Source organism: Cutibacterium equinum (genome assembly GCF_028021195.1).
In the GTDB taxonomy this organism is placed as follows: Bacteria; Actinomycetota; Actinomycetes; order Propionibacteriales; family Propionibacteriaceae; genus Cutibacterium; species Cutibacterium equinum.
Genome location: NZ_CP115668.1, coordinates 1,836,760 through 1,862,608 on the forward strand (window position 1 = coordinate 1,836,760; position 25,849 = coordinate 1,862,608).

The 25,849-nt window shown below is 63.3% G+C and carries 30 protein-coding genes and 1 riboswitch; of the genes, 3 read left to right on the forward strand and 27 right to left on the reverse strand.

The genetic code is table 11. The annotated features are described in order from the left end of the window. Positions 1 to 55 precede the first annotated feature (55 nt). A riboswitch (cobalamin riboswitch) is annotated at positions 56 to 185 on the forward strand. An 84-nt stretch (positions 186 to 269) separates the two neighbouring features. After that, positions 270 to 2,174 (forward strand): hypothetical protein, encoded by a 1,905-nt coding sequence (locus O6R08_RS08370; protein WP_271417719.1) that lies wholly within the window; start codon positions 270 to 272, stop codon positions 2,172 to 2,174. A 47-nt stretch (positions 2,175 to 2,221) separates the two neighbouring features. After that, complete coding sequence (locus tag O6R08_RS08375; RefSeq protein ID WP_271417720.1) at positions 2,222 to 2,899, forward strand: hypothetical protein; 678 nt, start codon at positions 2,222 to 2,224, stop codon at positions 2,897 to 2,899. Between the two features lie 86 nt (positions 2,900 to 2,985). On the opposite strand, the gene O6R08_RS08380 is transcribed toward O6R08_RS08375, so the two are convergent. The 27 genes from O6R08_RS08380 to rpsJ form a co-directional block, all read right to left on the reverse strand. Continuing rightward, entirely contained in the window at positions 2,986 to 4,692 is a 1,707-nt protein-coding gene (locus O6R08_RS08380; RefSeq protein WP_271419328.1) for an ABC transporter family substrate-binding protein, read from the reverse strand. A 207-nt stretch (positions 4,693 to 4,899) separates the two neighbouring features. Continuing rightward, positions 4,900 to 6,612: an ABC transporter family substrate-binding protein gene (locus O6R08_RS08385; RefSeq protein ID WP_271417721.1), complete on the reverse strand. Its 1,713-nt coding sequence runs from the start codon at positions 6,610 to 6,612 to the stop codon at positions 4,900 to 4,902. 325 nt (positions 6,613 to 6,937) lie between these two features. Further along, the gene (locus tag O6R08_RS08390; protein ID WP_271417722.1) at positions 6,938 to 9,070 is read right to left on the reverse strand and encodes an ABC transporter ATP-binding protein; all 2,133 of its coding nucleotides are present in this window, start codon (positions 9,068 to 9,070) and stop codon (positions 6,938 to 6,940) included. After that, the gene (locus O6R08_RS08395) at positions 9,067 to 10,074 is read right to left on the reverse strand and encodes an ABC transporter permease (RefSeq protein ID WP_271417723.1); all 1,008 of its coding nucleotides are present in this window, start codon (positions 10,072 to 10,074) and stop codon (positions 9,067 to 9,069) included. Before O6R08_RS08395 ends, O6R08_RS08390 begins: the two co-directional genes overlap by 4 nt. Before the next feature lie 12 nt (positions 10,075 to 10,086). Continuing rightward, complete coding sequence (locus tag O6R08_RS08400; protein WP_333907884.1) at positions 10,087 to 11,070, reverse strand: ABC transporter permease; 984 nt, start codon at positions 11,068 to 11,070, stop codon at positions 10,087 to 10,089. 319 nt (positions 11,071 to 11,389) lie between these two features. Beyond that, positions 11,390 to 11,830 (reverse strand): 50S ribosomal protein L15, encoded by a 441-nt coding sequence (gene rplO, locus O6R08_RS08410; protein ID WP_271417724.1) that lies wholly within the window; start codon positions 11,828 to 11,830, stop codon positions 11,390 to 11,392. 1 nt (position 11,831) lies between these two features. Further along, positions 11,832 to 12,014 carry a 50S ribosomal protein L30 gene (rpmD, locus tag O6R08_RS08415; protein WP_002549939.1) on the reverse strand — a complete coding sequence of 61 codons (183 nt, stop codon included), beginning with the start codon at positions 12,012 to 12,014 and terminating at the stop codon, positions 11,832 to 11,834. Beyond that, positions 12,014 to 12,661, reverse strand: a complete 648-nt coding sequence (gene rpsE / locus O6R08_RS08420; RefSeq protein ID WP_271417725.1) for a 30S ribosomal protein S5 — start codon at positions 12,659 to 12,661, stop codon at positions 12,014 to 12,016. Before rpsE ends, rpmD begins: the two co-directional genes overlap by 1 nt. Before the next feature lie 24 nt (positions 12,662 to 12,685). After that, positions 12,686 to 13,069 (reverse strand): 50S ribosomal protein L18, encoded by a 384-nt coding sequence (gene rplR, locus O6R08_RS08425; RefSeq protein WP_271417726.1) that lies wholly within the window; start codon positions 13,067 to 13,069, stop codon positions 12,686 to 12,688. Between the two features lies 1 nt (position 13,070). Beyond that, positions 13,071 to 13,613 carry a 50S ribosomal protein L6 gene (gene rplF / locus O6R08_RS08430; RefSeq protein ID WP_271417727.1) on the reverse strand — a complete coding sequence of 181 codons (543 nt, stop codon included), beginning with the start codon at positions 13,611 to 13,613 and terminating at the stop codon, positions 13,071 to 13,073. A gap of 28 nt (positions 13,614 to 13,641) precedes the next feature. Continuing rightward, a complete protein-coding gene (rpsH, locus tag O6R08_RS08435; RefSeq protein WP_271417728.1) occupies positions 13,642 to 14,049 on the reverse strand; it encodes a 30S ribosomal protein S8 in 408 nt (135 codons plus the stop codon). A gap of 173 nt (positions 14,050 to 14,222) precedes the next feature. Beyond that, complete coding sequence (locus O6R08_RS08440; RefSeq protein WP_271417729.1) at positions 14,223 to 14,408, reverse strand: type Z 30S ribosomal protein S14; 186 nt, start codon at positions 14,406 to 14,408, stop codon at positions 14,223 to 14,225. 7 nt (positions 14,409 to 14,415) lie between these two features. Further along, a complete protein-coding gene (rplE, locus tag O6R08_RS08445; RefSeq protein ID WP_271417730.1) occupies positions 14,416 to 15,048 on the reverse strand; it encodes a 50S ribosomal protein L5 in 633 nt (210 codons plus the stop codon). Continuing rightward, positions 15,045 to 15,413, reverse strand: a complete 369-nt coding sequence (gene rplX, locus O6R08_RS08450) for a 50S ribosomal protein L24 (RefSeq protein ID WP_271417731.1) — start codon at positions 15,411 to 15,413, stop codon at positions 15,045 to 15,047. Before rplX ends, rplE begins: the two co-directional genes overlap by 4 nt. Then, positions 15,414 to 15,782: a 50S ribosomal protein L14 gene (gene rplN / locus O6R08_RS08455; protein WP_271417732.1), complete on the reverse strand. Its 369-nt coding sequence runs from the start codon at positions 15,780 to 15,782 to the stop codon at positions 15,414 to 15,416. It abuts the gene before it with no gap. Between the two features lie 666 nt (positions 15,783 to 16,448). Beyond that, positions 16,449 to 17,372, reverse strand: coding sequence for a hypothetical protein (locus O6R08_RS08460; RefSeq protein ID WP_271417733.1), 924 nt, complete (start codon positions 17,370 to 17,372; stop codon positions 16,449 to 16,451). 410 nt (positions 17,373 to 17,782) lie between these two features. After that, complete coding sequence (gene rpsQ, locus O6R08_RS08465) at positions 17,783 to 18,055, reverse strand: 30S ribosomal protein S17 (protein ID WP_271417734.1); 273 nt, start codon at positions 18,053 to 18,055, stop codon at positions 17,783 to 17,785. Positions 18,056 to 18,057: 2 nt separating this feature from the next. Then, entirely contained in the window at positions 18,058 to 18,306 is a 249-nt protein-coding gene (rpmC, locus tag O6R08_RS08470) for a 50S ribosomal protein L29 (protein ID WP_271417735.1), read from the reverse strand. Beyond that, positions 18,306 to 18,725 carry a 50S ribosomal protein L16 gene (gene rplP, locus O6R08_RS08475; protein ID WP_002516060.1) on the reverse strand — a complete coding sequence of 140 codons (420 nt, stop codon included), beginning with the start codon at positions 18,723 to 18,725 and terminating at the stop codon, positions 18,306 to 18,308. The genes rpmC and rplP overlap by 1 nt, the downstream gene beginning before the upstream one ends. A 1-nt stretch (position 18,726) precedes the next feature. Next, positions 18,727 to 19,539 carry a 30S ribosomal protein S3 gene (rpsC, locus tag O6R08_RS08480; protein WP_271417736.1) on the reverse strand — a complete coding sequence of 271 codons (813 nt, stop codon included), beginning with the start codon at positions 19,537 to 19,539 and terminating at the stop codon, positions 18,727 to 18,729. A 1-nt stretch (position 19,540) separates the two neighbouring features. Next, complete coding sequence (gene rplV, locus O6R08_RS08485; RefSeq protein WP_271417737.1) at positions 19,541 to 20,002, reverse strand: 50S ribosomal protein L22; 462 nt, start codon at positions 20,000 to 20,002, stop codon at positions 19,541 to 19,543. 17 nt (positions 20,003 to 20,019) lie between these two features. Next, positions 20,020 to 20,301, reverse strand: coding sequence for a 30S ribosomal protein S19 (rpsS, locus tag O6R08_RS08490; RefSeq protein WP_002516048.1), 282 nt, complete (start codon positions 20,299 to 20,301; stop codon positions 20,020 to 20,022). Positions 20,302 to 20,316: 15 nt separating this feature from the next. Then, positions 20,317 to 21,153, reverse strand: coding sequence for a 50S ribosomal protein L2 (gene rplB, locus O6R08_RS08495; protein WP_271417738.1), 837 nt, complete (start codon positions 21,151 to 21,153; stop codon positions 20,317 to 20,319). A gap of 26 nt (positions 21,154 to 21,179) precedes the next feature. After that, entirely contained in the window at positions 21,180 to 21,488 is a 309-nt protein-coding gene (gene rplW, locus O6R08_RS08500) for a 50S ribosomal protein L23 (protein ID WP_004809053.1), read from the reverse strand. Next, the gene (gene rplD / locus O6R08_RS08505; RefSeq protein WP_271417739.1) at positions 21,485 to 22,390 is read right to left on the reverse strand and encodes a 50S ribosomal protein L4, sunset domain variant; all 906 of its coding nucleotides are present in this window, start codon (positions 22,388 to 22,390) and stop codon (positions 21,485 to 21,487) included. The genes rplW and rplD overlap by 4 nt, the downstream gene beginning before the upstream one ends. Then, a complete protein-coding gene (rplC, locus tag O6R08_RS08510; protein WP_271417740.1) occupies positions 22,387 to 23,058 on the reverse strand; it encodes a 50S ribosomal protein L3 in 672 nt (223 codons plus the stop codon). Before rplC ends, rplD begins: the two co-directional genes overlap by 4 nt. A gap of 11 nt (positions 23,059 to 23,069) precedes the next feature. After that, the gene (gene rpsJ / locus O6R08_RS08515; protein WP_002514870.1) at positions 23,070 to 23,381 is read right to left on the reverse strand and encodes a 30S ribosomal protein S10; all 312 of its coding nucleotides are present in this window, start codon (positions 23,379 to 23,381) and stop codon (positions 23,070 to 23,072) included. A 561-nt stretch (positions 23,382 to 23,942) separates the two neighbouring features. On the opposite strand from rpsJ, the gene O6R08_RS08520 reads away from it, so the two are divergent. Then, positions 23,943 to 25,847 carry a 6-carboxyhexanoate--CoA ligase gene (locus tag O6R08_RS08520; RefSeq protein ID WP_271419330.1) on the forward strand — a complete coding sequence of 635 codons (1,905 nt, stop codon included), beginning with the start codon at positions 23,943 to 23,945 and terminating at the stop codon, positions 25,845 to 25,847. Positions 25,848 to 25,849: the final 2 nt, after the last annotated feature.

A 25,849-nucleotide genomic window follows, 5' to 3' on the forward strand; every position in this document is an offset into this window, starting at 1 on the left:
TCGGTGAAACCATGTGAAGCCTAACACACAGGTTCGCAGCGCCTAACTAGATGTGGACATGTGATGGGCGCGAGCTTAGACTGACACTGCAACCACGGGGGAATCCGGTGAGAATCCGGAGCTGACCCGCAACCGTGAGGGGCTCGTCCCCAAGTCGGAGTACCTGGGTTGCGCCAAGGAACATCACACCGTCGAGGACTGCGGTGGGTTCAACTCGGGGGGCTTTCCCGTCCTGAGCGCAACGCATCCTCAGGAAGAAGGCCCGCCACATGACCAGGCTCAATCGATGGGTCGCCGGTCTCGCCGCCGGTGCACTCGTCGCATCACCGTTCGTGGTACCGGCGTTCGCTGACCCGCAGCCCGCGCCATCACACGCACCTGTCACCGCCACCATTGATGACGGTTCCGCCCCGTACTGCTTCGATCCGCCGGCCAGCCCGGTCAAGGGTGCCATGTGGGCCGGATCGGTCAACGACACCGCTGCCACCAGTAAGTACGTCGCCGCGGCCGCCGACTGGCTCGCCCAAAAGTGGCAGGAAGACCCGACGACCTACGGACAGGCTGGCGGTGTCGCCGACGGCATCATTGCTCTGGTCGGCTCCGATGCCCATCCTGACGTCGTCAAGGAGATGACTGCGGCCCTCAAGGAAGCAGGCCCGAAATACGTCGAGAACAACCCGGCTGGTCTGGCGAAGGTCATCATGACCGCCGAGATCCTCGGCGAGGATCCGACCTACTTCCTCGGCAAGGAAACTGGAAACCTCTGGGTCAAGCTTGCCGGCTATATCAACGATGAGACCCCGGGTATGCAGAACCGCGTCAACATGTACTGGGGCCCGCACCTCATCACCATTGCGCTGACCCGCGCCAACCGCCCGGTGCCACAGAAGATCATCGACAAGTTGCTGTCGACTCAGGGCACTGACGGCACGGACGCCGGCGCTTTCGGTTACACCAAGCGGAACCAGGACGGCAGCAGTGTCTTCGTCGGCGACCCCGACTACACCGGTATCGCCCTGTCTGACCTGACTCTGCTGCAGCGCAACTCTCATCTCATCCCGGACGGCTACCAGGCCAAGATCGATGCTGCTGCCGCCAACGCCACCACGTGGGCCATGAACACCAAGGAGCACGACGACGGCGACTACTGGGAGACCTACTCCGCCGCCAACTCGACCGGCATGCTCGCCAGTGCTCTGGCCGAGCGTGGCGAGGACATGAAGTCCGTCAAGCAGTGGATGATTCGCCAGCAGCTCCTCACCAACGTCGGTGCGTGGCAGGCCAAGCGCAACTCGAGTGAACCCAACCTCATGGCCACCGATCAGGCGGTCATGGCTGTTTCGGGCCACGGTTACGCCTCGGCATGGTCCGGCAAGGCCCCGGAGGGTGTTCCGTCCTGCAAGACCACCCCGTCCGCGACTCCCACCGCTACCCCGACAGACACTCCCACCCCTACCCCGACAGACACTCCCACCGCCACCCCGACCGGCAAGCCCGGTGACATGAGCGGCGCCCAGCAGTGCATCGCCGTGGGCCACGTCTGGGTGTACGTCGAGCAGGACAACGGCACCTCTAAAGGCGGATGCGCATCGAAGTTCAACGATGGTTTCGAGGCTCTTGAGTCGGCAGGGTTCGCCATCGAGTCCAGCGGTGGGTTCCTCCACAAGATCGACGGTTACCCGAAGGTGTCTAACATCAACGAGGCGTACTGGTCCTACTGGCATGCCACCCCGGCCGGCGCTGACAAGCCGGTGAAGTGGCAGTACTCGATGACCGGTGCTGGTAGCGCCAAGCTCAAGCCTGGTTCCATCGAGGGCTGGTACTTCAAGTCCCTCTCCGCTGACTGGAATACTGGACCGAGCTGGGATGCCCGCCTGACACCATATGCTCCCTCGGCTACCCCGACTCCGAATCCGAGCGTGACCCCGACCCAGACACCGACGATGACCCCGACCGTGACCCCAACCGGAACGGCCACACCGACGCCATCCGCCACCCCAACAGTGACTCCCACGGTCACGCCCACTGTCACTCCGACGATGGCCCCGACCGGATCGGCCACTCCCGCACCATCCGCCACGGCGACCGCCGATGACCCAGTGCAGGTGGCTCCCGTCGGCCCGTCGAACCGTCCTGCGGATCGTCTGCCGGCCCTGCCCCATACTGGCGTCTGAGGACAATCGATACGACGAAATACTCCCTGCTGCGGCATGATCGTCATGTGAGTATTCCCAACATCGAACAGCGGCGAGCACTCCGACCATGGTCGGGTGTGCTCGCCGCTGTCTTGTGTGCAGCCCTGTCCATCGTCTTCCCGCTCTGGGCGCAGGCTGCCCCCTCCCCGAGCGCCGAAACCAGCCAGGCGAAGGCCATTGACGACTGCCTCAACGCCAACAAGGTGTGGGTCTTCGTCATCACCGAGGAGGAAGAGGTGCTGTCGAACCAGTGCGTCGACTCGCCGTCCACCGGCGCCGATGCCCTCAAGAAGGCCGGAATCACCGCCGGTAAGAACAAAACCGGTCTCATCTGCACGATGAATGACCATCCCGCAGTCTGCCCCAAGAAATTCCAGGGCCAGTACTGGGCGTATTACCACGCATCTGGCGCCGGTGCTGCGTGGGATTACTCCAAGAAGGGTGCCGACCAATATCAGCCGGCCGCCGGATCCATCGAAGGCTGGTGCTACAACAAGCCGAAGACCAAGTCCTGCACTCCCCCCACGTTGGCTGCCGGGAGCGCCGAGGGCGCCTCTTTCGAACTGACCCACAACAGCGAGGGGGACGCCCCCTCCTCGTCAGGCCACGGCCCCATGTCCGGGCCTGTTGCCACGGTCGTCGTCATTGCCGTCGTCGCCGTCCTCCTCCTCGCTGCAGTTGTTGTGCGTCGTCGTCAGTCCTGACGCAGACCCCACCAGTCCTGACGCACACCACAACGACGACGGGGCCGGGGAATCATTCCCCGGCCCCGCTTCTCATGGTTGAGAACTCACTTCTGGTAGCCGATGTCCTCGGCGTGCACGCTCTGGAAGGTCGCGGCACCGTAGTTCGCCAGGTTCTTGGGAACCGCGGTGAAGGTGATGCGACGGTACAGCGGAAGGGTCATGACGTTGTCCCAGATCATCTTGTCGGCCTGGTTGGTCAACTCACGACGCTTCGAGACATCCGCCTCGGAGTCAATCTTGGGAATGAGCTTGTTGAGCTCGGGATCAATGAGCTGGGAGAAATTCGACTGTGACGGCTTGTCCGAGCCCTCAGCAGCAGCACCGTAGATCTGGCGGACATTGGCCATCGGGTACGGGGTACCGTTCCAGGCGAAGGCAATGACGTCGAAGGAGTGGCTGCTCAGCGTCTGGGTGAAGGAGTCACTCGGGGTGTTGACGAGGTTGACCTTGACGCCAATCTTCGACATGTCCTGCTTGAACAGCGCGCCCTCGTTCTCAGAGGTCGGCACGCCGGTGAGCTGGGCATAGTTGATCGTCAGGGTCTTGCCGTCCTTGACGCGGTGGTCGCCATCCATCTTCCAGCCGGCATCGTCGAGGCCCTTCTTGGCGGCCTCAGGATCGTACTTGTAGTCGGCGGAATTGTCCTTGTAGCCAGCCTGACCGGGCATGAAGAAGTGGTTGCCAAGCATGAGGGTGTCCGGCTTGACGGGCATGCCGGCGAGGTCGGACTTGGCAATCGCCGGGCGGTTGATGCCCTTGACGATGGCCTGACGCACCTTCTGATCAGACAGGTTGGCCGACTTGGCGTTGAAGGTGAAGTGACGCCACTGCAACGAACCGGCCTGGCGCATCTCAGCGTCATCACGCTTCTTCGCCGTCTGGTAACCGTCCTTGGTGACGATGTTCGATACGGCGTCGATCTCCTTGTTGGCGAACGCCTTGGTCTGGGTGGCGTTGTCCATCGCCTTGAAGGTGACGGTGTCGAGCTTCGACTTCTCGCCCCACCAGTTGTCATTGCGCTTGACGGTGAGGGTCTTCGACGCCTGGTCAGCCTTCGTCGGAATGAACGGTCCAGCGAACCAGTCCGGGTTCAACTGCTTCCATCCCTCATTGAAGGTATCGGCGTCCTTCACCCCCTCCTTCGGCAGAACGGCGCTCAGGGTCGCCGTCCAGTCGGGGTAGGTGCTCTTGTAGGTGATGACGACGTCGGTGTCCTTGTCGCCCTTCTCCACCGAGGTGATCTGGTTGAAACCATCGGTGCTGGACGGCAGGAAGCCGGGCTCGGAACCGTTGTTGGCCTTCCAGGTGGCCTGGTAGTCGGTGTAGTCGATGGTACGGCCGGAGTTCCACTTGGCCTTCGGGTTGAGGTGCAAGGTGACAACCTGCTTGCCGCCCTTGGTCTCCACATCGGTCGAGGAGATGTAGTTCGGATTCGGCTTCGGCGTGCCGTCCTCGGCGATGTCGAAGTTGTTGACGCCGATGAAGGTCCAGATGGTCGTGGAGAGGTCCACGGTGTTCCCATTGACGTTCATAGGGTTCCACCCCGTCGGGAGCTGCTCAATGGCCAGTCGCAGCGTGCCACCGTCCTTGAGCTGGCCCCGGTCAACCACATTGAGCTGAGCCATCGGGGCCGACTCCGACGTCATCCCTGATTGCTTGCTTCCGCCGGACTGATTCTTCTGTCCGCACCCGGTGAGTGCCATGGCCGACACGGCCAGCAGCGCCACAGGGGTCACGATCGCCTTGCGCAAGATGTCCTCCACTGAAGTCAATGGCAGGACGCTCCTGCCACCATCCGGCTTCTTCATCGGAAACCGGACCTCACACCTTACGAAACCACCATGTGAGTCGCCAAACCACCCCCGACCATACGATTCTTCGAAATCGCGTGTGAAAAGCAGAGTGAGGGCCCGGCAACTGCCTGCGCCGGGCCCTTTCCGGGTCAATCACCCATCAGATCACTTGACGTAACCGATGTCCTCGGCGTGAGTGCTCTGGAAGGTCGCAGCACCGAAATTCGCGAGATTCTTCGGAGTAGCGGTGAACATGATGCGACGGTACAGCGGAAGGGTCATGACGTCGTCCCAGATGGCCTTGTCGGCTTGGTTGGTCAGCTCACGACGCTTGTTGACGTCCATCTCGGTACCAATCTGTGGAATGAGCTTCTCGACCTCGGGATCGACGATCTGAGAGAAGTTGGACTCGGAGGGCTTCTTGGATCCCTCAACAGCAGCACCGTAGATCTGGCGCACGTTGTTCATCGGGTACGCAGTGCCCTGCCAGGTGAAGGCGATGATGTCGAAGGAGTGGTTCGACAACACCTTGTTCATGTCGCTGGACGGAGTGTTGACCAGGTTCACCTTGACGCCGATCTTGGCCATGTCCTGCTTGAGCAGTGCGCCCTCATTCTCGGAGGTGGGGACGCCGGTGAGCTGGGCGTAGTTGACGGTCAGGGTCTTGCCGTCCTTGACACGGAAGTCGCCCTGTTTCTTCCAACCAGCATCGTCGAGCTGCTTCTCGGCGGCCTTCGGGTCGTACTTGAAGTCCTCGGAGTTGTCCTTGTAGCCAGGCTGGCCGGGCATGAAGAAGTGGTTGCCCAGCATCACCGAATCAGCCTGGACCGGCAGGCCGGCAAGGTCAGACTTGGCGATGGCGGGGCGGTTGATGCCCTTGACGATGGCCTGGCGCACGTCCTTGTCAGACAGGTTGGCCGACTTGGCGTTGAAGGTGAAGTGGCGCCACTGCAGCGAACCGGCGGCACGCATGTCGACGTCATCGCGCTTCTTGGCGGTCTGGTAGCCGTCCTTGGTGATGATGGTGTCGGCGACGTCAATCTCCTTGTTGGCGAACGCCTTGGTCTTGGCGGCATCCTCCATCTGCTTGAAGGTGACGGTGTCAAGCTTCGACTTCTCGCCCCACCACTTGTCATTGCGCTTGACGGTGAGGGTCTTGGAGGCCTGATCCACCTTGGTGGGGATGAACGGGCCGGTGAACCAGTCGGGGTTGAGATCCTTCCACCCGGTGTTGAACGTGTCGGGGTCGGAGGCACCCTCCTTGGGAAGGACCGTGCCCAAGGGAGCGGTCCAGTCGGGGTAGGTGGTCTTGAAGGTGATGACGACGTCGGTGTCCTTGTCGCCCTTCTCCACCGAGGTGATCTGGTTGAAACCGTCAGTGGTGGCTGGCAGGAACTTGTCGTTCTGACCGTTGGTGGCCTTCCAGGTGGCCTGGTAATCGGTGTAGTCGATGGTGCGGCCGGAGTTCCACTTGGCCTTCGGGTTGAGGTGCAAGGTGACAACCTGCTTGCCGCCCTTGCTGTCAACGTCGGTCGACTCAATGAAATTCGGGTTCGGCTTCGGGGTGCCGTCCTCGGAGATGTCGAAGTTGATGACGCCGATGAAGGGCCAGATGGTCGTGTTGAGGTCAACAGTGTTGTTGTCGACCTGCAACCCGTTCCAGCCGGTTGGAAGGGTACCGATCGCCAGACGGAGAGTGCCACCGTCCTTGATCTGGTCACGGGGCTTGATATTCAGGGCAGCCAGAGGCGCGCTGGCCGACGTGGTCTTGTCACCTTTGTTCTGCTCGCCGCCGGACTTGTTCTTCTGCCCGCAGCCAGTGAGGGCAAGCGAACCCACGGCCAGAGCAGCCACTGCGGTCGTTAGCGTCTTGCGCACGGTAAACCTCCGAAGAGTTGAGGATCCTGAGGTGGATCGGGGTTGGCTTGAGCTTGGCACCCCCGCCCCGGATCAACCACCGCAAACGGCTTCAGAACGCGGTTTCGTTATGAAATCTTGACCTTTCCTTGATCCAACCGTGATGTTGGCCAGTTCACCTCAGCTCGTCGACGCGGTGCCAATGAGACCTCCCGGATCACCCCAAGACACGACGCACGGGGAAACATGACGCATGGGGCAAACACGACGCACGGGCCGACATAACGCATGGGGGTGGCGTCGTCGCAACGACACCACCCCCATGCCAGGGATTTACCGCACCGGCTCAGAACACCCGCGTTTCCTCGGGGAAGTGACACGCCGTGCGTCGGTCAATGTCGGGGTGCGGGTAGAACAGCTCGGGACGCTCCCCCATGCACTTGGCCTGGGAGGTCTCATCGAGCGTCTTGAACTTCGGGCAACGCGTGTGGAACGGGCATCCCGACGGCGGAGCTGCCGGGGAGGGCAGGTCACCCTCCAGCAGGATGCGGTGACGGTTGTGCTCCTTGGCCGGGTCAGGCACCGGGATGGCCGACAGCAAACCCTGGGTGTACGGGTGCATCGGGTGGTCGAAGACCTGCGAGACCTCGCCCAGCTCGACGATACGGCCCAGGTACATGACAGCCACACGGTTGGCGATGTGACGAACCACCGACAGGTCGTGCGCGACAAAGAGATACGACAGCTCCAACTTCTCGCGCAGATCCTCCAGCAGGTTCAGCACGCCGGCCTGAATCGACACGTCCAGGGCCGACACCGGCTCGTCAAGAACCAACAGCTTCGGGTTGAGGGCCAGTGCGCGAGCGATACCGACACGCTGCTTCTGACCACCCGAGAAGTTGCGCGGGTAGCGGTTGGCGTGGGCGGGTTCCAGACCCACCAACGCCATGAGCTCATCGACCCGCTCCGGAATCTTGTTCTTCGGGTAACCGTTGTACTTCAACGGCTCGGCGATGATGTCGGCGATCGGCAGGCGAGGATCCAGGGAGGCCATCGGGTCCTGGAACACCACCTGGAGGTCCTGTCGGGTCTCCTTGCGGGCCTTGGCGTTCATCGTGGCCGCGTCGCGTCCCAGGACGACGACGGTGCCCTCCTCCGGCTTGGCAAGCTCAAGGATCGACATGATCGTCGTCGTCTTGCCGCAGCCCGACTCGCCCACCAGGCCCAGCGTCTCGCCCTTCTTGATGCGGAAGGAGACGCCGTCGACGGCATGAACGGTGCCAACCCGCCTCTTGAAGACCGACCCCTTCATGAGCGGGTAGGTCTTGACGAGGTCCTTGACCTCCAGAACGTCCTCAAGGGCTTCACGATCGGAGGTGCCCAAGGCTATCTTGTAGCGGCTCTTGCGCTCACCGATCTGCGGGTAGATCTGCGAATAGGTGCGGTCGATGAGCTCGGCGTGTCGAATGCAGGCGGCCTCGTGACGGTCAAGGTCGGTGGGCGTCAGATCAGGCTCGGCCTCGCGGCAGGCATCCACGGCCATCGGGCAACGCGGGGCGAAGGGGCATCCCTGCGGGAGGTTGAGCAGGGAGGGCGGATTACCCTCGACCGGGGTCAGCGGCTCGTCCTTGTCAAGGTCAGGGCGAGGCAGGGACCCCAACAGACCAATGGTGTAGGGATGACGGGAGCGGTAGAACAGCTCGTCGACGTCAGCCCGCTCGACGATACGCCCGGCGTACATGACGGCCACCCGGTCGGCCAGACCAGCAACGACGCCAAGGTCGTGAGTGATCATGACCACACCGGCGTGGGTCTCACGCTGGGCGACGCGCAACAGGTCAAGAATCTGCGCCTGAATCGTCACGTCCAGGGCCGTTGTTGGCTCGTCGGCGATGATGAGGTCCGGGTCGTTGGCAATGGCCATGGCGATGACGACGCGCTGACGCATACCGCCGGAGAACTCGTGGGGGAAGGCCTTGGCGCGCACCTCGGGGTTCGGGATGCCAACCATGTCGAGCAGCTCAAGGGCTCGGGCCCAGGCCTCCTTGTCGGACATGTCCGAGTGAATCTGGAGAGCCTCGACGATCTGGTCACCGATCGTGTACACCGGGGTCAGGGCACTCAACGGGTCCTGGAAGATCATGGCGACCTTCTTGCCGCGCACGTTCGACATCCAGTCGTCGTCGCGTCCCAGCAGCTCGGTGCCGTGGACCTTGATCGACCCCTCGACGCGAGCTCCCTCGTCCAGCAGGCCCATCACCGACATCGAGGTGACGGACTTACCCGAGCCGGACTCACCCACCAGACCGACGACCTCTCCCGCATTGACGGTCAGGTTGACCCCACGCACGGCGTGAACGACGCCGTCCTCGGAGGGGAAACGGACGTTGAGGTCCTTGATCTGCAGGACCGGCACACCCTCCTGACGCTCGGGGAGGGCATCAGACAGGTTGGCCGCAGTGGCAGTTTTCTTGCTCATGCCTTACCACCAGACTTGGAAGAGGGATCGACGGCGTCGCGCAGGCCGTCACCGATGAAGTTGACGCTCAGCAACAGAATGACCAGCACGCCGGCCGGGAACATGAACAGCCACGGTGAGGTCGTCACCGCCGTCATGCCGTCGCCCAGCAGGGTACCCAGGGAGGTCTCAGGCTTCTGCACGCCGAAGCCGAAGAAGGACAGCACGGTCTCGCTCATGATGGCCGCGACCACACCAAGGGTCAGGTCGATGATGAGGTAGCTGGCGATGTTGGGAATGACGTGCTTGACGATGATCGTGAACGGCGGCACCGACATGAACCGGGCAGCCGTGACGTAGTCGAGGTTGACCACCGACAGGGTCATGGCGCGCACGACTCGGGCCGACAGCATCCAGCTGAAGGCCGACAGCAGCACGATCAGCAGTGCGGTCGAGGTGCTCTTGCCGGAGGTGTGCTGGCTCAGAATGGCAATGATGAGGAAGGACGGGATCACCAGCAGCAGGTCGATGAACCACAGGATGATCTTCTCCGCCACCTTGCCGAAGTAGGCCGCAGCCGAACCGATGAGAGCGGCCAGGGTCTCGACGATGAGGGCGACGCAGAAACCGATGATGAGGGACTTGCGCAGCCCCTCCACCGTCATGGCGAACAGGTCGAAGCCACCCTGGCTGGTACCGAACCAGTGGTACTGGTCTGGCGGAGTGAGGAATGCGTTGTCATCAACGACCCAGTAGTCCCAGTTGGCGATGTACGGGCCGATGAGAGCCAGCAGGACGATCAGGGCCAGTCCGATGACACCGATCTTGGAGCCAACCGGACGCCAGAACCGGCGCAGGATCAGACGGCCACGCGACAGGTGTTTGCCTTCACGCTCATTGCGTCCTGGCTTGTGCTTTTCGTTGCGCTCAGCGGCACTCACGGCGTCGGGGCCGTTGACGGGAGCACCGGGGCCAGCCTTCGGGGTGTTGAGCTCGACGCTGGAGTTGTTCGTGGGTTCAGACATGACGGCTCCTCCTCATCGAGCCCGGACACGCGGATCGATGACCGCGATGAGGATGTCGGACAGCAGGGCACCAGTCAGCGTGCAGACGCCGGAAAAGGCGACGACGGCGACCGAACCGTTGATGTCGTTCTGCTGAATCGACATCACCGAGTACGAACCAACGCCGTTCCAGGCGTACACCTGCTCGGAGATGGTGGCACCAACGAAGATGTTGGCCACACCGAAGGCGAAGTACGTGGCCATCGGAATGATGGCGTTGCGCAGCGCGTGGTGGCGGATGGCGCGTCCCTTGCGCAGGCCCTTCGCCCGAGCGGTACGCACATAGTCCGCGCCGAGGGTGTCGAGCATGAGGTTGCGCTGGTACCGCGAGTAGCTGGCCAAGCTCAGCGCTGACAGGGAGATCGTCGGCAACAGCAGATGCTGCATACGGCTGAGCAGTTCGGCGCCAAAGTAGTCCCCGTGCGCCCCAACCTCACCGATGAACTGGAAGAACTGCGTGCCCGTTGCCTGGTTGAACTTAATGGCACCAAGCTGCAACAGGACCGCCAACACCATCGTCGGCGTCGAGATGAGCAGCAGGCACAGGAAGGACACAATTCGGTCGGCAACCGAGTACTGGCGCACGGCCGACCATGCACCGACGGCGACACCACCGACCATGCCAATGATCGTTCCGCAAATCACCAAACGGACCGACACACCGATCCGGGTGCCAATCAAGGAATTGATCGCGTCACCATGTGGGGTCCAGCCCCAGTTCCAATGCAGGAAGACCATCTTCAACCATCGCTCGTAGCGCACCCAGATGCTGGTGTCGGGGTTGATGTTGTAGTTGGTCAATGACTGGTTGATCGCCGTCCAGTTGAGCTTCGGATTCGTCTGATCAAAAGCGTTGCGCGGGTCCAGAGCATACGAGGCGAGCAGGTATGCGAAGGACACCGCGATGAACAACAGCACGACGTAGTTGATGAGGCGACGCACCACGTATTTGAGCACGGTCGTCCTTTCTCACGGTGTGCAGTTCCTGCCGTTAGGGCAGGTGGGCCGTCGGCGAGTGTGGCCGCCAGACCCTGACGGCAGGTGTTGCCGCTGCACACGATTCGGCATGGGGTCATCTCGGCACGAGGGCCGCTTGGTGCGTGTGATCTTACACACACTCAACCCCTGAGACAGTCTGATGAGGTCAAACGAGCAAGGCATGTCGTCATCGCTAGTGCGTTGCCCTGACAGATGACACAAGGGACGGGAAACGGTCATGTTTCCCGTCCCTCGTACGTCATGTGGTCGTGTTCACAACCGTATTTGAAGGTTGGCTTCAGCGCTTGGTGACGCTTCCGCCGGCCTTCTCGATCTTCTCCTGGGCCGATTTGGACCAGGCGTCGACAACGAGATCGACCTTGACGGTCAGCTCGCCGGTTCCGAGAACCTTGACGAGCTCGTTGTCACGGACCGCACCGACGGCGACGAGGTCGTCGACGGTGATCTTGCCGCCCTTGGGGAACAGGGCCTCGACCTTGTCCAGGTTCACGACCTGGTACTCGGTGCGGAACGGGTTGTGGAACCCGCCCAGCTTCGGGGCCTGCATGTGAATCGGCATCTGGCCGCCAGCGAAGAACTCGGGCACGTTCTTGCGTGCGCCGGTGCCCTTCGTGCCGCGACCAGCGGTCTTACCCTTGGAGCCCTCACCACGACCGACACGGGTCTTGGCCTTGCGGGCACCAGGAGCGGGTTTGAGATCATGGATTTCAATAGCCACGTCAGTCCACCTCTTCCATGGTGACGAGGTGACGAACGGTCTGGACCATGCCGCGGAACTCCGGGCGGTCCTCCTTGATGACCGTGTCACCGATGCGCTTGAGTCCGAGGCTGCGCAGGGTCTCGCGATGATTCGGCTTCGTGGCGATGCCGGACTTGATCTGGGTGATCTTCAGCTTGCTCATCAGTTGACCCCTGCCTTCTCCTCCATGCGGGCGGCAGCGGCGGCCTCGTCGGCCTCCTTGCGGGCGCGCAGCATGGCTGCCGGGGCGACGTCCTCAACGGACTTGCCGCGGCGACGGGCGACCTCTTCGGGCTCCTCGAGCTGCTGCAGCGCGGCGACAGTGGCGTGAACCACGTTGATCGCGTTGGAGGAGCCGAGGGACTTGGCGAGCACGTCCTGCACGCCGGCGCACTCGAGAACGGCGCGAGCCGAGCCACCGGCGATGACACCGGTACCGGGGGAAGCCGGACGCAGCATGACGACACCGGCAGCCTTCTCACCGATCACCGGGTGGGTGATGGTACGGCCAACCAGCGGCACCTTGAAGAAGTGCTTCTTGGCCTCCTCGACACCCTTGGCGATGGCCGCGGGCACCTCCTTGGCCTTGCCGTAGCCGACGCCCACGGTGCCCTCGCCGTCACCCACGACGACCAGCGCCGTGAAGCTGAAGCGACGGCCACCCTGGACCACCTTGGCGACGCGGTTGATCGCCACGACGCGCTCGAGATATTCGTTCTGGTTGCGGTTGCGATCGTTCTGGCCACGACGGTTGTCACGGCCACGACGCTCACCACCTGCACCGCCACCGCGGCGCTGGGTTCCACTCATCGTTGCTCACTTGCCTTTCGTGGGTCAGAAGTCGAGACCGGCCTCGCGGGCCGCATCGGCCAGCGCGGCGATCCGCCCGTGGTACTTGTTCCCGGCCTTGTCGAAGACGACCTTGTCGATGCCGGCGGCCTTGGCGCGCTCACCGATGATGGTGCCCACGCGGGTGGCCTTGGCGGTCTTGTCTCCAGACATCTCGCGCAGCTCGGCCTCCATGGTGGAAGCCGACACGAGGGTGTTGCCGGCAACATCGTCGATCACCTGGACGAAGAGGTGCTTCGAGGAACGGGTGACGACCATGCGGGGACGCTCGACGGTCCCGAAGATCTTCTTGCGACCACGGGCCTGGCGACGAGCACGTGCCTTGGCGCGGTCGGACAGGCTCTTGCGAACAGTCAGGGTGCTTGCCATGTCACTTACCTGCCTTTCCAACCTTGCGACGGACGTTCTCGCCCTCGTAACGCACGCCCTTGCCCTTGTAAGGCTCCGGCTTGCGGATCTTGCGGATGTTGGCCGCGGTCTCGCCCACGACCTGCTTGTCGATGCCCTGGACCGAGAACTTGGTGGGGTTCTCGACGGCGAAGGTGATTCCCTCCGGGGCGTCGACGATCACCGGGTGGGAGAAACCGAGGTTGAACTCGAGCTGCTTGGGACCCTTCGACAGCACGCGGTAACCCACGCCCTGGATCTCCAGCTTCTTCTCGTAGCCCTCGGTCACACCGATGACCATGTTGTTGATGAGGGTACGGGTGAGGCCGTGCAGCGAGCGGTTCTCACGCTCGTCGTCCGGACGCTCAACGACGATCTGTCCCTCATCGTTCTTGCTCACGGTGATGGGCTCGCGAACGGTGAAGTTCAGGGTTCCCTTCGGACCCTTCACCTCCACGTCCTGCCCATCAAGCTTCACCTCGACACCGGACGGGACGGCGATGGGAAGCCTGCCAATGCGCGACATTGATTACTCCTATCTGTCTCGTCGACGGTCACCACACGTAGGCGAGGACTTCCCCGCCCACGGACTTCTCGTGGGCCTGCTTGTCAGTGAGCAGCCCCTGAGAGGTGGAGATGATGGCGATGCCCAGGCCGCCGAGCACCTTCGGCAGGGCGGTGGACTTGGCGTAAACGCGAAGTCCGGGCTTGCTGATACGGCGGACGCCAGCGATGGAACGCTCACGGTTGTCGCCGTACTTGAGGGTGAGGGTCAGGGTCTTGCCGACCTCACCCTCCTTGGGTTCGTTGACCTTGAAGTCGGCGATGTAGCCCTCGGACTTGAGGATCTCGGCGATTCCGGCCTTGATCTTCGAGTGAGGCATCGACGTCTGGTCGTGGTACGCCTGGTTGGCGTTACGCAGACGGGTCAGCATGTCTGCGATCGGGTCAGTCATGGTCATGGCTGGTTTGGCCTCTTTCTCACAATGGTTTCCCTCCTGCCGCGTCCCGGAGCATCTCGTCCGGGGTTGAGCTGGGGACCTTCTGTGTTGTTCAGGTGTGTGTAGGGCGGGTCACCAACCCGCCGGGGCCCGGCAGGGCCCGTGGATCTGCATCCTTGAGAGACGCAGCCTGGTCACCAGGAAGACTTGGTGACACCCGGGAGCTGACCGGCGTGGGCCATCTCGCGCAGGCAGATTCGGCACAGGCCGAACTTGCGGTACACCGAGTGCGGACGACCGCAGCGCTGGCAACGGGTGTAGCCGCGGACACCGAACTTGGGCTTACGGGCCGCCTTGACCTTCAGAGCTGTCTTGGCCATCAGATCCTCACTTCTTCTTCTTCTTGGCGTAGTAGGCAGGACCGCGCTTGGCCTTGGCCTTCTTCGGATCATCCTTCGCCTTGAACGGGAATCCCAGGTGCTTGAGCAGGGCCTTGCCCTCCTCGTTCGTCTGCGCGGTGGTCACAAACGTGATGTCCATGCCACGGACGCGGTCGATCTTGTCCTGGTCAATCTCGAGGAACATGACCTGCTCGGACAGGCCAAAGGTGTAGTTGCCCTTGCCGTCGAACTGGTTCGAGTTGAGTCCGCGGAAGTCGCGGATACGGGGCAGGGCCAGGGTCAGCAGACGGTCAGCGAACTCCCACATGCGGTCACCACGCAGGGTGACGTGGCAGCCGATGGGCTGTCCCTCACGCAGCTTGAACTGAGCGATGGACTTGCGGGCCTTGGTGACCTGCGGCTTCTGGCCGGTGATGGCGGTGATGTCGCGAACGGCACCGTCCATGACCTTGGAGTCGTGAGCGGCGTCACCAACACCCATGTTCACCACGATCTTCTCGAGACCGGGGATGAGCATCGGGTTCTTGTAACCGAACTCCTCCTGCATGGCAGGACGAATCTGCTCGCGGTACTGCTTCTTCAGACGAGGCATCTCGTGCGCGAAGGTCTCGGTGCTCACTTGGCCTCCTCCTTCTTGAGGTAGCGGACGCTGCGCTGGGCGGCGTACTCGGAACCGTCGGGACGACGCTTGGTGACGTCCTCGCGGCGGTAGCCAACGCGGGTCACGACATCCTTGCCGTCGATCTTGGTCACGAGCTGAACGTTCGAGACGTGGATCGGGGCCTCGGACTGAATGATTCCGCCCTTGGTGGTGCCGCCCTGCGGGGTGGGCATGTCACGACGATGGTGCTTGCGAATGTTCACACCCTCGACGATGACGCGCTCACGGGCCGGATCCACCGACAGAACCTCACCGATGGTGCCCTTGTCGTTGCCGGCGATGACCTTGACGCGGTCACCCTTCTTGATCTTGAGGGACTTCATTCAGATCACCTCCGGGGCGAGCGAGACGATGCGCATGAACTTCTTCTCGCGCAGCTCACGGGCGATGGGGCCGAAGATACGGGTGCCACGGGGCTCCCCGTCGTTCTTGAGAAGCACGGCGGCGTTCTCGTCGAACCTGATGTAGGACCCGTCGGGGCGGCGGTGCGACTTGACGGTACGCACGACGACGGCCTTGACGACCTCGCCCTTCTTCACGTTTCCGCCAGGGATGGCGTCCTTGACGGTGCACACGATGGTGTCACCGAGGTAGGCGTAGCGACGCTTCGATCCACCGAGAACACGGATGCAAAGAAGCTCCTTCGCACCAGTGTTGTCGGCGACCTTGAGTCGCGTCTCCTGCTGGATCATGTCTTCTCCTTCGTCCCACTGGTTCCCTGCCGGGCCTGGTAGGACTGTTGAACACGAACCCCCTGGATTTTGCCAGAGGGCAGCCCGCACCTCAGGGGGTACGCGGCTGTCGTCCGCGAGAGGTCCCAACACCCTCGGGCGGCGCACGGTGACCTCCGTCTGTGTGAAGTCGGGGGTTCCGTACTGTGCTTGAAGGTGGGCACAGTCGCAAGACAACTTGGGTAGTTTAACTCCGTTTGCCCGGGATTGCGAATTGGGGGTGACCTGGTGTAGGTGGGTATGGCGCCGCTCCGCCCTCCCCCAGCTGCGCCAGTTGTGTCCCACCTGCGCCGCCCCCGGAAGTCGCATGGTGGTCGCTTGGCCCAGCTGCGCCAGTTATGCCCCACCTGCGCCGCCCCCGGAAGTCGCATGGTGGTCGCTTGGCCCAGCTGCGCCAGTTGTGTCCCACCTGCGCCATAAGCCTGCGACATCCCCACGCATCAATGAACCGTGGATGCCACTTGCGCCAGTTGTGTCTCACTTGCGCCAGAATTTTTGGCGCAAGTGAGACACAACTGGCGCAGGTAGTTTGGAGGCAGAGGTTCATAGGCCGTCGAGGTGCCCAGACGGCGCGGTCTACTTGACCGTCTGTCGACGCTACCGAAGCGTCACCAGAATCCCGACTGGTCAGGCAATTCTTCGACGCGAAGGACGAGCGAGAGCTGCGAGAATTCGCTGCGCGGACCCGGTCGGCGTCCGTAAATCTTTGACTGTGAACCGCAGGACCGTCCAGCCCTTGTCAATAATTGCCGCCTCGCGCCTTTTCTCAGCGATAATAACTTGACCGATGTCGTCACCAGGTTCGAGCAGCGCTCCGTATTTCGTGCGTCCGTCATATTCGGCAATAACTCCGGCTTCCGGCCACGCAAAGTCGACCCGACCCAAAAATCGTCCCTTCGAATCTCGGACGACCAGCTGCAATATCGGAGCCGGGACTCCCGCGATGTGCCACTTCGCACGTATAAGGGATTCAGCCGGGCTCTCGGCGCAACCGTCTGCCATGGCCACGACCTGACGCGCATGTCCGAGTCCCCGGGGCCTCCCACACGTCTTGACGACGTCAGCCAAGACACTCGCATCTGCGCCTGCGCGCAATGCAGCGTCGGCGACCATCAGGCCAGTTTCAAATCCAAATTCCGACGCCATGTCGACGACGGTTCGCTCTACGCTGGTAAATCGACGAACGCCATCGTCCAGGATGTGTTCGGGCGGAAGAATCCTTCCAATAGTGATGAGCCGGTCCCTCCGATGACCACCACCGTAACGGGGCTGTGTGACCCACAGTTGCTCTGTTCCCACTGGCGGAAGTGGCAGATCATGGAGGGCCGCTGCCGTGACATGGCTAAACACCGTATCCGGCGACAAAAACTGCGACCCAGCGAGCAGATCCAATTGGTGTTGACGAACAGAAGCAGACTCGCCGGTAATGGTCCACGCGCCTCGACGTAACGCCGTGACGTCGGGCGTGCCGACGTGGTTCTCGATAGATCGACGCGACGCGCCCGCTGCTCGCATTGACCGGTACGTCGCTACTCGTCGTAGTTCAGGCATGCGCCCAGTGAAGCGCGAAGGTGGCCCTCCTGGGAAGGGTCCGTGTCAGCATCTGTGGATAACTTTTTGCGCCCTCGGGACGAGAACTGAGTGACGCATCGGTCCATGACCGCAGCCCCAGACGTTGCTGCGCCAGTTGTGTCTCACCTGCGCCAGAATTTTTGGCGCAGGTGGGGCATAACTGGCGCAAGTAGGTCCCTATGCCAACCGAAGTATGGACGCCCTGGAGGCATTCGGCGCAGGTGAGACACAACTGGCGCAGCTGCCCCGCAAGCCCTGGCGCACGTGAGACACAACTGGCGCAGCTGCCCGGAGGCCCAAGGGTTCCCCTACCCCACACACAACAAGGCGACCCACCCTTTCGGATGGGTCGCCTTGCAGCAAACTGTGATGGTCAGCTCACCAATGCGTCACTTGGCCTTCTCGACGATCTCGAGCAGACGCCAGCGCTTGGTGGCAGACAGCGGGCGGGTCTCCATGATCCGCACGCGGTCGCCCATGCCGGCCTCGTTGTTCTCGTCGTGAGCCTTGAGGCGCGAGGACTTGGTCATGACCTTGCCGTACAGCGGGTGCTTGACGCGGTCCTCGACCAGGACGGTGATCGTCTTGTCCATCTTGTCGGACACGACCAGTCCCTCACGGACCTTGCGGCGGGTCGTCCGCTCAGCGGTGTTCTCGCTCATGCTCAGGCCTCCTTGTCGTTGTTGGGATCGGCGGCGTCGGGATCGTCGACGATGTTGAGGTTGCGCTCCTGGAGCACGGTGTAGACGCGAGCGATGTCCTTGCGGACCTCACGCAGGCGAGCCGTGTTCTCGAGCTGGCCGGTGGCTGACTGGAAACGCAGCCCGAACAGCTCCTCCTTGAGTTCGCGAACCTTGTTGCGCAACTCTTCCCCGGAGAGCTGGCGCAGCTCAGCAGCAGAAAGCTTGGGCATCAGTTGTCACCGCCTTCACGGGAGATGAAACGAGCCTTCATCGGCAGCTTGTGGATGGCCAGACGCATGGCCTCGCGAGCCACGTCCTCCGGCACACCCGACAGCTCGAAGAGAACTCGTCCGGGCTTGATGTTGGCGATCCACCACTCAGGGGTACCCTTACCGGAACCCATACGGGACTCGGCGGGGTGCTTGGTCATCGGGCGGTCCGGGTAGACGTTAATCCACACCTTTCCACCACGCTTGATGTAGCGGGTCATGGCGATACGGGCGGCCTCGATCTGACGGTTGGTCAGGTATCCACCCTCGGTGGCCTGGATGCCGTAGTCACCAAAGGCCAGCTGGGTGCCACCCTTGGCAGCGCCGGTCCGCTTGGGATGGTGCTGCTTGCGGTACTTCACTCGACGAGGAATCAACATGTCAGGCTCCTGCGTTCTCGGTCTGCGGGGCCGCGGTCTCGGCGGGCTGCTGCTTGGCGGCCTCAGCGCGACGACGTCCACCACGACGGTCGGGACGATCGCCCCGGCCACGACGGTTGCCGCCGCGTCCACCGCGAGCGTTCTGGGGCGCCTGGCGAGCAGCCTTCTGGGCAGCCCGCTCGGCACGGGTGCCGGTGACGTCGCCCTTGTAGATCCACACCTTGACGCCGATGCGTCCGAAGGTGGTGCGGGCCTCGAAGAAGCCGTAGTCGATGTCAGCGCGCAGGGTGTGCAGCGGCACACGGCCCTCACGGTAACCCTCGGAACGGCTCATCTCGGCGCCGCCCAGACGGCCGGAGCACTTGATGCGGATGCCAAGGGCGCCGGCGTTCATGGCGGACTGCTGGGCCTTGCGCATGGCGCGACGGAAAGCGACACGGGCAGCGAGCTGCTCGGCGATTCCCTGCGCAACCAGCTGGGCATCGGTCTCGGGGTTCTTAACCTCGAGGATGTTGAGCTGAATCTGCTTGCCGGTGAGCTTCTCCAGCTCACCGCGCACGCGCTCGGCCTCGGCACCGTTACGCCCGATGACGATGCCCGGGCGGGCGGCGTAGAGGAAGATGGTCACGCGCTCGGAGCGACGCTCGATCTCGATGGACGAAATACCGGCGCGCTCCAGGTTCTTGTGGAGCCACTCCCGGATCTTGACGTCCTCACCCACGAGCTCGGCGTACTGCTTCTCGGCGTACCAGCGGGTCTTGTGATCGGTCGTCACACCGAGACGGAAACCATGGGGGTTGATTTTCTGGCCCATGTCAGGCTCCCTTCTCGGTCTCGGACTTGGCTGCAGCCGCCGGGCGACCCTTCTTGGCCTTCTTGGGGGCCGGACGGGCGTCCTTGGGCTCGACAACCACGGTGATGTGGGCGGAGCGCTTCAGGATTCGGCTGGCCGATCCCTTGGCGCGGGGGCGAATGCGGCGCATGGTGACGCCCTCGTCGACGAAAGCCTGCGAGATGTACAGGTCTTCGGCGCGCAGACCCTCGGTCTGCTCAGCGTTGGCCATGGCCGAGGCGACGACCTTGCGCACCGGCTCCGCCGCGGCCTGCGGCTGGAACTTCAGCATGGTCACCGCGTCAGCGGCGTCCATCCCGCGAACCAGGTCGACGACGCGACGGCACTTGCTGGCGCTCATCCGGACGTGACGCGCGATGGCGTACGAGCCGGGGCGATCGCCGAGCAGGGCGGCGCGACGGCTGGGCCTCTCAGTGTTGCTCATGAATCAGATCCCTCTCGTCAGCGCCTGCGCGCCTTCTTGTCGTCCTTCACGTGACCCTTGAAGGTCCTGGTCGGGGCGAACTCTCCGAGTTTGTGCCCGACCATCGACTCGGTCACGAAAACCGGGACGTGCTTGCGGCCGTCGTGCACGCCGATGGTGTGCCCGATCATGTCGGGGGTGACCATGGAGCGACGCGACCAGGTCTTGATGACGTTGTGCGTGCCCGCCTCGTTCTGGGCAGTGACCTTCTTGGCCAGATGCTCGTCGACGAAGGGGCCCTTCTTCAGACTGCGTGGCATGTCTCAGACTCCCAATCAGCGCTTCTTGCCGGACTTGCGGCGACGCACGATGAGACGGCTGCTCGCCTTGTTCTTGTTACGGGTGCGACCCTCGGGCTTGCCCCACGGGCTCACCGGGTGACGGCCACCAGAGGTACGACCCTCGCCACCACCGTGGGGGTGGTCGATCGGGTTCATGACCACACCACGGACGGTCGGGCGGATGCCCTTCCAGCGGCTACGACCGGCCTTGCCCCAGTTGATGTTGGCCTGCTCGGCATTGCCGACCTCACCAACGGTGGCGCGGCAGCGAATGTCGACCATGCGCATCTCACCGGAAGGCAGGCGCAGGGTCGCATACTTGCCCTCGCGGGCCACCAGCTGCACGGACGCGCCGGCAGAGCGACCCATCTTGGCGCCACCGCCCGGACGCAGCTCCACGGCGTGAACCGTGGTACCGACCGGGATGTTGCGCAGCGGCAGGTTGTTGCCCGGCTTGATGTCGGCCTCGGGGCCGGACACCAGGACGGTTCCCTGGCTGACTCCCTCGGGGGCGATGATGTAGCGCTTCTCACCGTCGGCGTAGTGGAGCAGGGCGATGCGAGCGGTGCGGTTCGGGTCGTACTCGATGTGAGCGACCTTGGCCGGTACGCCGTCCTTGTCGTAACGCTTGAAGTCGATGATGCGGTAAGCCTGCTTGTGTCCACCGCCGATGTGGCGGGTGGTGATGCGGCCAGTGTTGTTACGTCCACCGGTCTTGGGCTTGGCGACGAGCAGGGACTTCTCAGGGGTCGAGCGGGTGAGCTCGACGAAGTCCGACACGCTCGAGCCGCGACGGCCCGGAGTGGTGGGCTTGTGCTTGCGGATACCCATTGGTACTTCGTTCCTTCTCTCGCGGCTCAGGCGACCGGGCCGGTGAAGATGTCGATGCGATCACCCTCGGCGACGGTCACGATGGCGCGCTTGGTGTCAGGACGCTTGCCCATGCCGAAGCGGGTGCGGCGTGCCTTGCCCTTGCGGTTCATCGTGTTCACCGAGGTGACCTTCACACCGAAGATCTGCTCGATCGCGATCTTGATCTCGGTCTTGTTGGCAGTCGGCTTGACCAGGAACGTGTACGTGTTCTGGTCGAGCAGGCTGTAGCTCTTCTCGGAGACGACCGGGGCGAGGATAATGTCCCGGGGATCTCGGATCTTCAGCTCGCTCACTTGGCGTCCTCCTTGTCGGAGCCGGACTTGACGGCGTTGACGAAGCCAGCAGCCTCAGCAGCCTCGGCGGTGCGGAACCACACCTCGGCGATGGTGCGTCCGTACCACGGAGACGACGGCTCGTGGAACTTCATGGAGTCCTCGTTGCCCTTGATGTCGAATCCGGCCGGCGGATTGTCCCCGCGGAAGGAATCCTCACCGTAGGGGTGCTGGTCGGCAACGTTGGTCTCGGGGACCTCTGGCTCGACGGCCAGGGCCTGAGTGCTGGCGCTGCGAGCACCGACGAAGGCGTCGAGACCGGCCTGGCTGAACACGATGGTCCGGGCGTTGACGACGTCGTAGGTGTTGAGCTGATCGGCGGCCAGGACGTGGACCTCGCTGAGGTTACGCACGCTCAGCCAGGCGATCTCCTCCATGCGGTCCAGGACGACGAGCACCTTGCGCAGCTCAGCGAGACCGGACAGAACGGCCTTGGCCTGCTTGGTCGAGGGCTTGTCACCGTCGATCAGTGAGGTCACGACGAAGATGCGGTTGTCGCGAGCCATGTCGGACAGGGCGCCACGCAGAGCAGCAGCCACCATCTTCTTGGGGGTGCGCTGAGCGTAGGAGCGCGGCTGCGGACCGTGAACGGTGCCGCCACCGACCCACTGCGGCGCACGGGTCGAACCCTGGCGGGCGCGTCCGGTGCCCTTCTGACGCCACGGCTTCTTGCCGCCACCGGAGACCAGGCCGCGAGTCTTCGTGGCGTGGGTTCCCTGACGGGCGGCCGCGAGCTGGGCGACGACGACCTGATGGATCAGCGGAATGTTGGTGTTCGCGTCGAAGACGTCACCGGGAAGCTCAGCCGATCCGGCCTTCTTGCCCTTGACGTCAAGGACGTCGATGGTCTTGGTCTCGTTCATGCGGCATCCCCATTCTTGGCGGCCTTCTTGGCGGCGCTGCGGACGACGAGCAGGGACCCCTTCGGGCCGGGAACGGCGCCGCGGACCAGCATGATCCCGCGCTCGGCGTCGACGGAGTGAACCTGCAGGTTCTGGACAGTCACGCGCTCGGCACCCATGCGGCCAGCCATGCGGAGGCCCTTGATGACCTTGCCTGGCGTCGAGCAGCCACCGATGGAGCCCGGAGAGCGGTGCTTGCGGTGCACACCGTGGGTGGCACGCAGGCCGCCGAAGCCGTGACGCTTCATGACGCCAGCGGTGCCCTTGCCCTTGCTGGTGCCGGTGACGTCGACGACATCGGACGCGGAGAACACGTCGGCGGTGATCTCCTGGCCCAGGGCGTACTCAGAGGCATCGGCGGTGCGTAGCTCGACGAGGTGACGTCGAGGGGTCACGCCGGCCTTCTCGAAGTGGCCAGCCTCCGGCTTGGTGACGTTCTTGGCCTTGACGGCCCCGAAGCCAAGCTGGACGGCGGAGTAGCCATCGGTCTCGGGGGTGCGCACCTGGGTGACGACACATGGCCCGGCCTGGATGACGGTCACGGGAACGAGCTTGTTGTGCTCGTCCCACAGCTGGGTCATGCCGAGCTTGGTGCCCAGCACGCCCTTGACAGTGCGTTCATTGGTCATGGTGCTCAACCTCACGGAAGCTTGATCTCGATGTCGACACCGGCCGGCAGATCGAGACGCATGAGCGAATCGACCGTCTTCGGAGTCGGCTCGAGAATGTCGATGAGCCGCTTGTGGGTGCGCATCTCAAAGTGCTCGCGGCTGTCCTTGTACTTGTGGGGCGAACGGATCACACAGAAAACGTTCTTCTCGGTCGGCAGCGGCACCGGGCCGGCGACCTTGGCGCCCGTACGGGTCACCGTGTCGACGATCTTGCGCGCCGACGAGTCGATGACTTCGTGGTCGTAGGCCCGCAGCCTGATGCGGATCTTTTGTCCCGCCACAGTTGTTCCTTCTACTCGTCTCTGCCGCGTCCAAGATTCCCTGACGTGGGAGTCCGGTACGCCCAGAGGGTTCCGGCGTGAGGAGCGAACTCCTCATTGGTCCCAACCTGACGGTTCTCACTGGCGTAAGAACCGGGAGGTCACATCACTCCTCCCCGACCCACGCGCTCGGGCGTGTCGCGCATCGCAAACCGCACAACACCCACCGCTCACCAGCCGTCGAGGACCCCGTGAACACTGTGGATTTGTCTGCCGGCTTCCGACGCTGACCCGCATGTGTGGGCCCGGCAGCGGACTCACCTTGGTGGTGACACCTCTGCCGTACAAGCTTCAGTGGCCGGGCTCGATCTCAAGGATCATGAGCGTGACGCACTGCAGCCCTGTTCGGAGCAACTTGTACAGTTTGTCATTGATGAGCCACCAAGGCAAATCGGGATGACGACCCTCCCCGTACCCCCAGAAATTGAATGGTGTTCAATAATGGCGGGTTGCCGAGGTTGAGGAGTCATCATGCCCGTTCCAGCGCACAGCTTGCAGGCTGCACCGTGGTGGAGTGTGCGCATGCACGCCACCGGAACACGTGACGACCAGCCCTACCACGTCAGCGGAGCCGAGACGCTGGTGCCCGCCGACATGATCGGGCAGACGGTGGAGGGGCTCACCCATCGCGCACTGTCCCCCGACCACACCGTCAAGGCGCGACAAGTACGACTCAGCGTCGATCAGCTCGACGTCGAGCCCACTGTCGTCCCCGCTCTGCCCACTGACCTCATCGAGTGCCCCGACGTCGACTCGGCACGTCGCCACTTCCGTGAGGTCTTGGCCCGGTTCGTCCCCAACCCCGACGAAATCCTGGGCATCCTCACCGCCGCACCGACGATGCGGGGAGCCGCCATGGTCGAGGTCGGCAGTGGTCGACGGTTGGAGACCGACCCGTTGCGCGGGGTTCGTGTGACCCGATTCGGGGATCTCACCGACTCTGCCCCCGGCACAACCCTGGCCCACAAGAAACACCGCCACGAGGCCGTCCTCCTTGCGAGCAAGGTTGCTGGGGCACCGGGAGTCTGCGCGGAGCTGTGCATCTCTGATGATCCCCACTACACCCGCGGCTATGTCTGCCTTGACGGGGTGTACACGACGGTGACCAACGTCAAGGCCGATGGGGACCCCAACGGGGGCCGCGTCATTCTCGTGGATACCTCGTGTGCAGATCCCGTTTTGATCACGGACTGGTTGGAGAACCACCCCGTTCTCATCGGACCTGCCACGCATCCTTCCCGTACTCGTGTGAACGCATCCTGGCATGATCACATCCACGCCCGTCTCGACTCGTGGCAGGCCTCGGGCCTGGAACGCCATCCGCGCACCTTTGCGTCACCTCAACTGCCTGACGCCGTGACCACCGATGGCCCTACCCTGCTGTTCTCGTCCTCGGATTACCTCGGCATGTCCACCGAGCCGTTGGTCCAGCAGGCCATGATCAACACTGTCGGCCAGCTGGGGTGCAGTTCGGGTGGCTCTCGCCTCACCACGGGCACATCGGTGGCACACCGCCAGGCTGAACACGAGATCGCCACTTGGTTGGGGTATCAGCAGGCGGTCCTCATGGCCAGCGGTTACCAGGCGAATATTGCGATCTTGCAACTGTTGGCAGGCCCCGACGTCACCGTCATCTCCGACGCGGACAACCATGCCAGCCTCATCGACGGGTGCCGGTTGGCTCGCGCTCGCACGGTGATCGTGCCTCATCAGGACATCGAGGCCGTCGATGCTGCTCTTGAAGACGTCACCACCGAAAGAACCATCGTGCTCACCGAGGGGGTCTACTCGATGGGAGGTGACCTCGCTCCTGTCGCCGACCTCGTGAGGATCGCACACCGGCACGGCGCCCTGGCCATCGTTGACGACGCCCACGGGATCGGCACCATCGGGCCCACCGGGCGGGGCGTCACCGAAGGTCTGCCCCAAGACCTGCGACCGGACGTCTTGCTGGGAACTGCCAGCAAGGCCCTGGGGGTCGAGGGCGGATTCGTCTGTGCCGACGACACCTTGGCCACGCTCATCCGGCAGTGTGCGCGAGGCTACGTGTTCTCCAGCGCCCCCTCCCCCGCGATCGCTGCGGGCGTGGCCGCGTCCGTGCATCACCTGCGAACTGATGTGTCTCGGGTGCGTCGGCTCCAGGCCACTGTGGCCCGTGCGCGCCGTGATCTCTACGAGGCGGGACTCATTTCCGCCCCTGCCAGCCATGATCTCGGGCCGATCCTCCGGGTTCCTGTGGGCGCCGAGGAGCGTGCGGTCGAGGCACAGGAGGAACTGGCACGGCGGGGTCTCATCGTCGGCGCGATTCGCTACCCGGCAGTACCCAGGGGAGAGGCAATACTGCGGGTGTGTTTGAACGCCGGACACACCGACGCGCAGATTGACGCCCTGGTTGGCTCACTGCACGAGGTCGTCAACGCCGCCTGAAC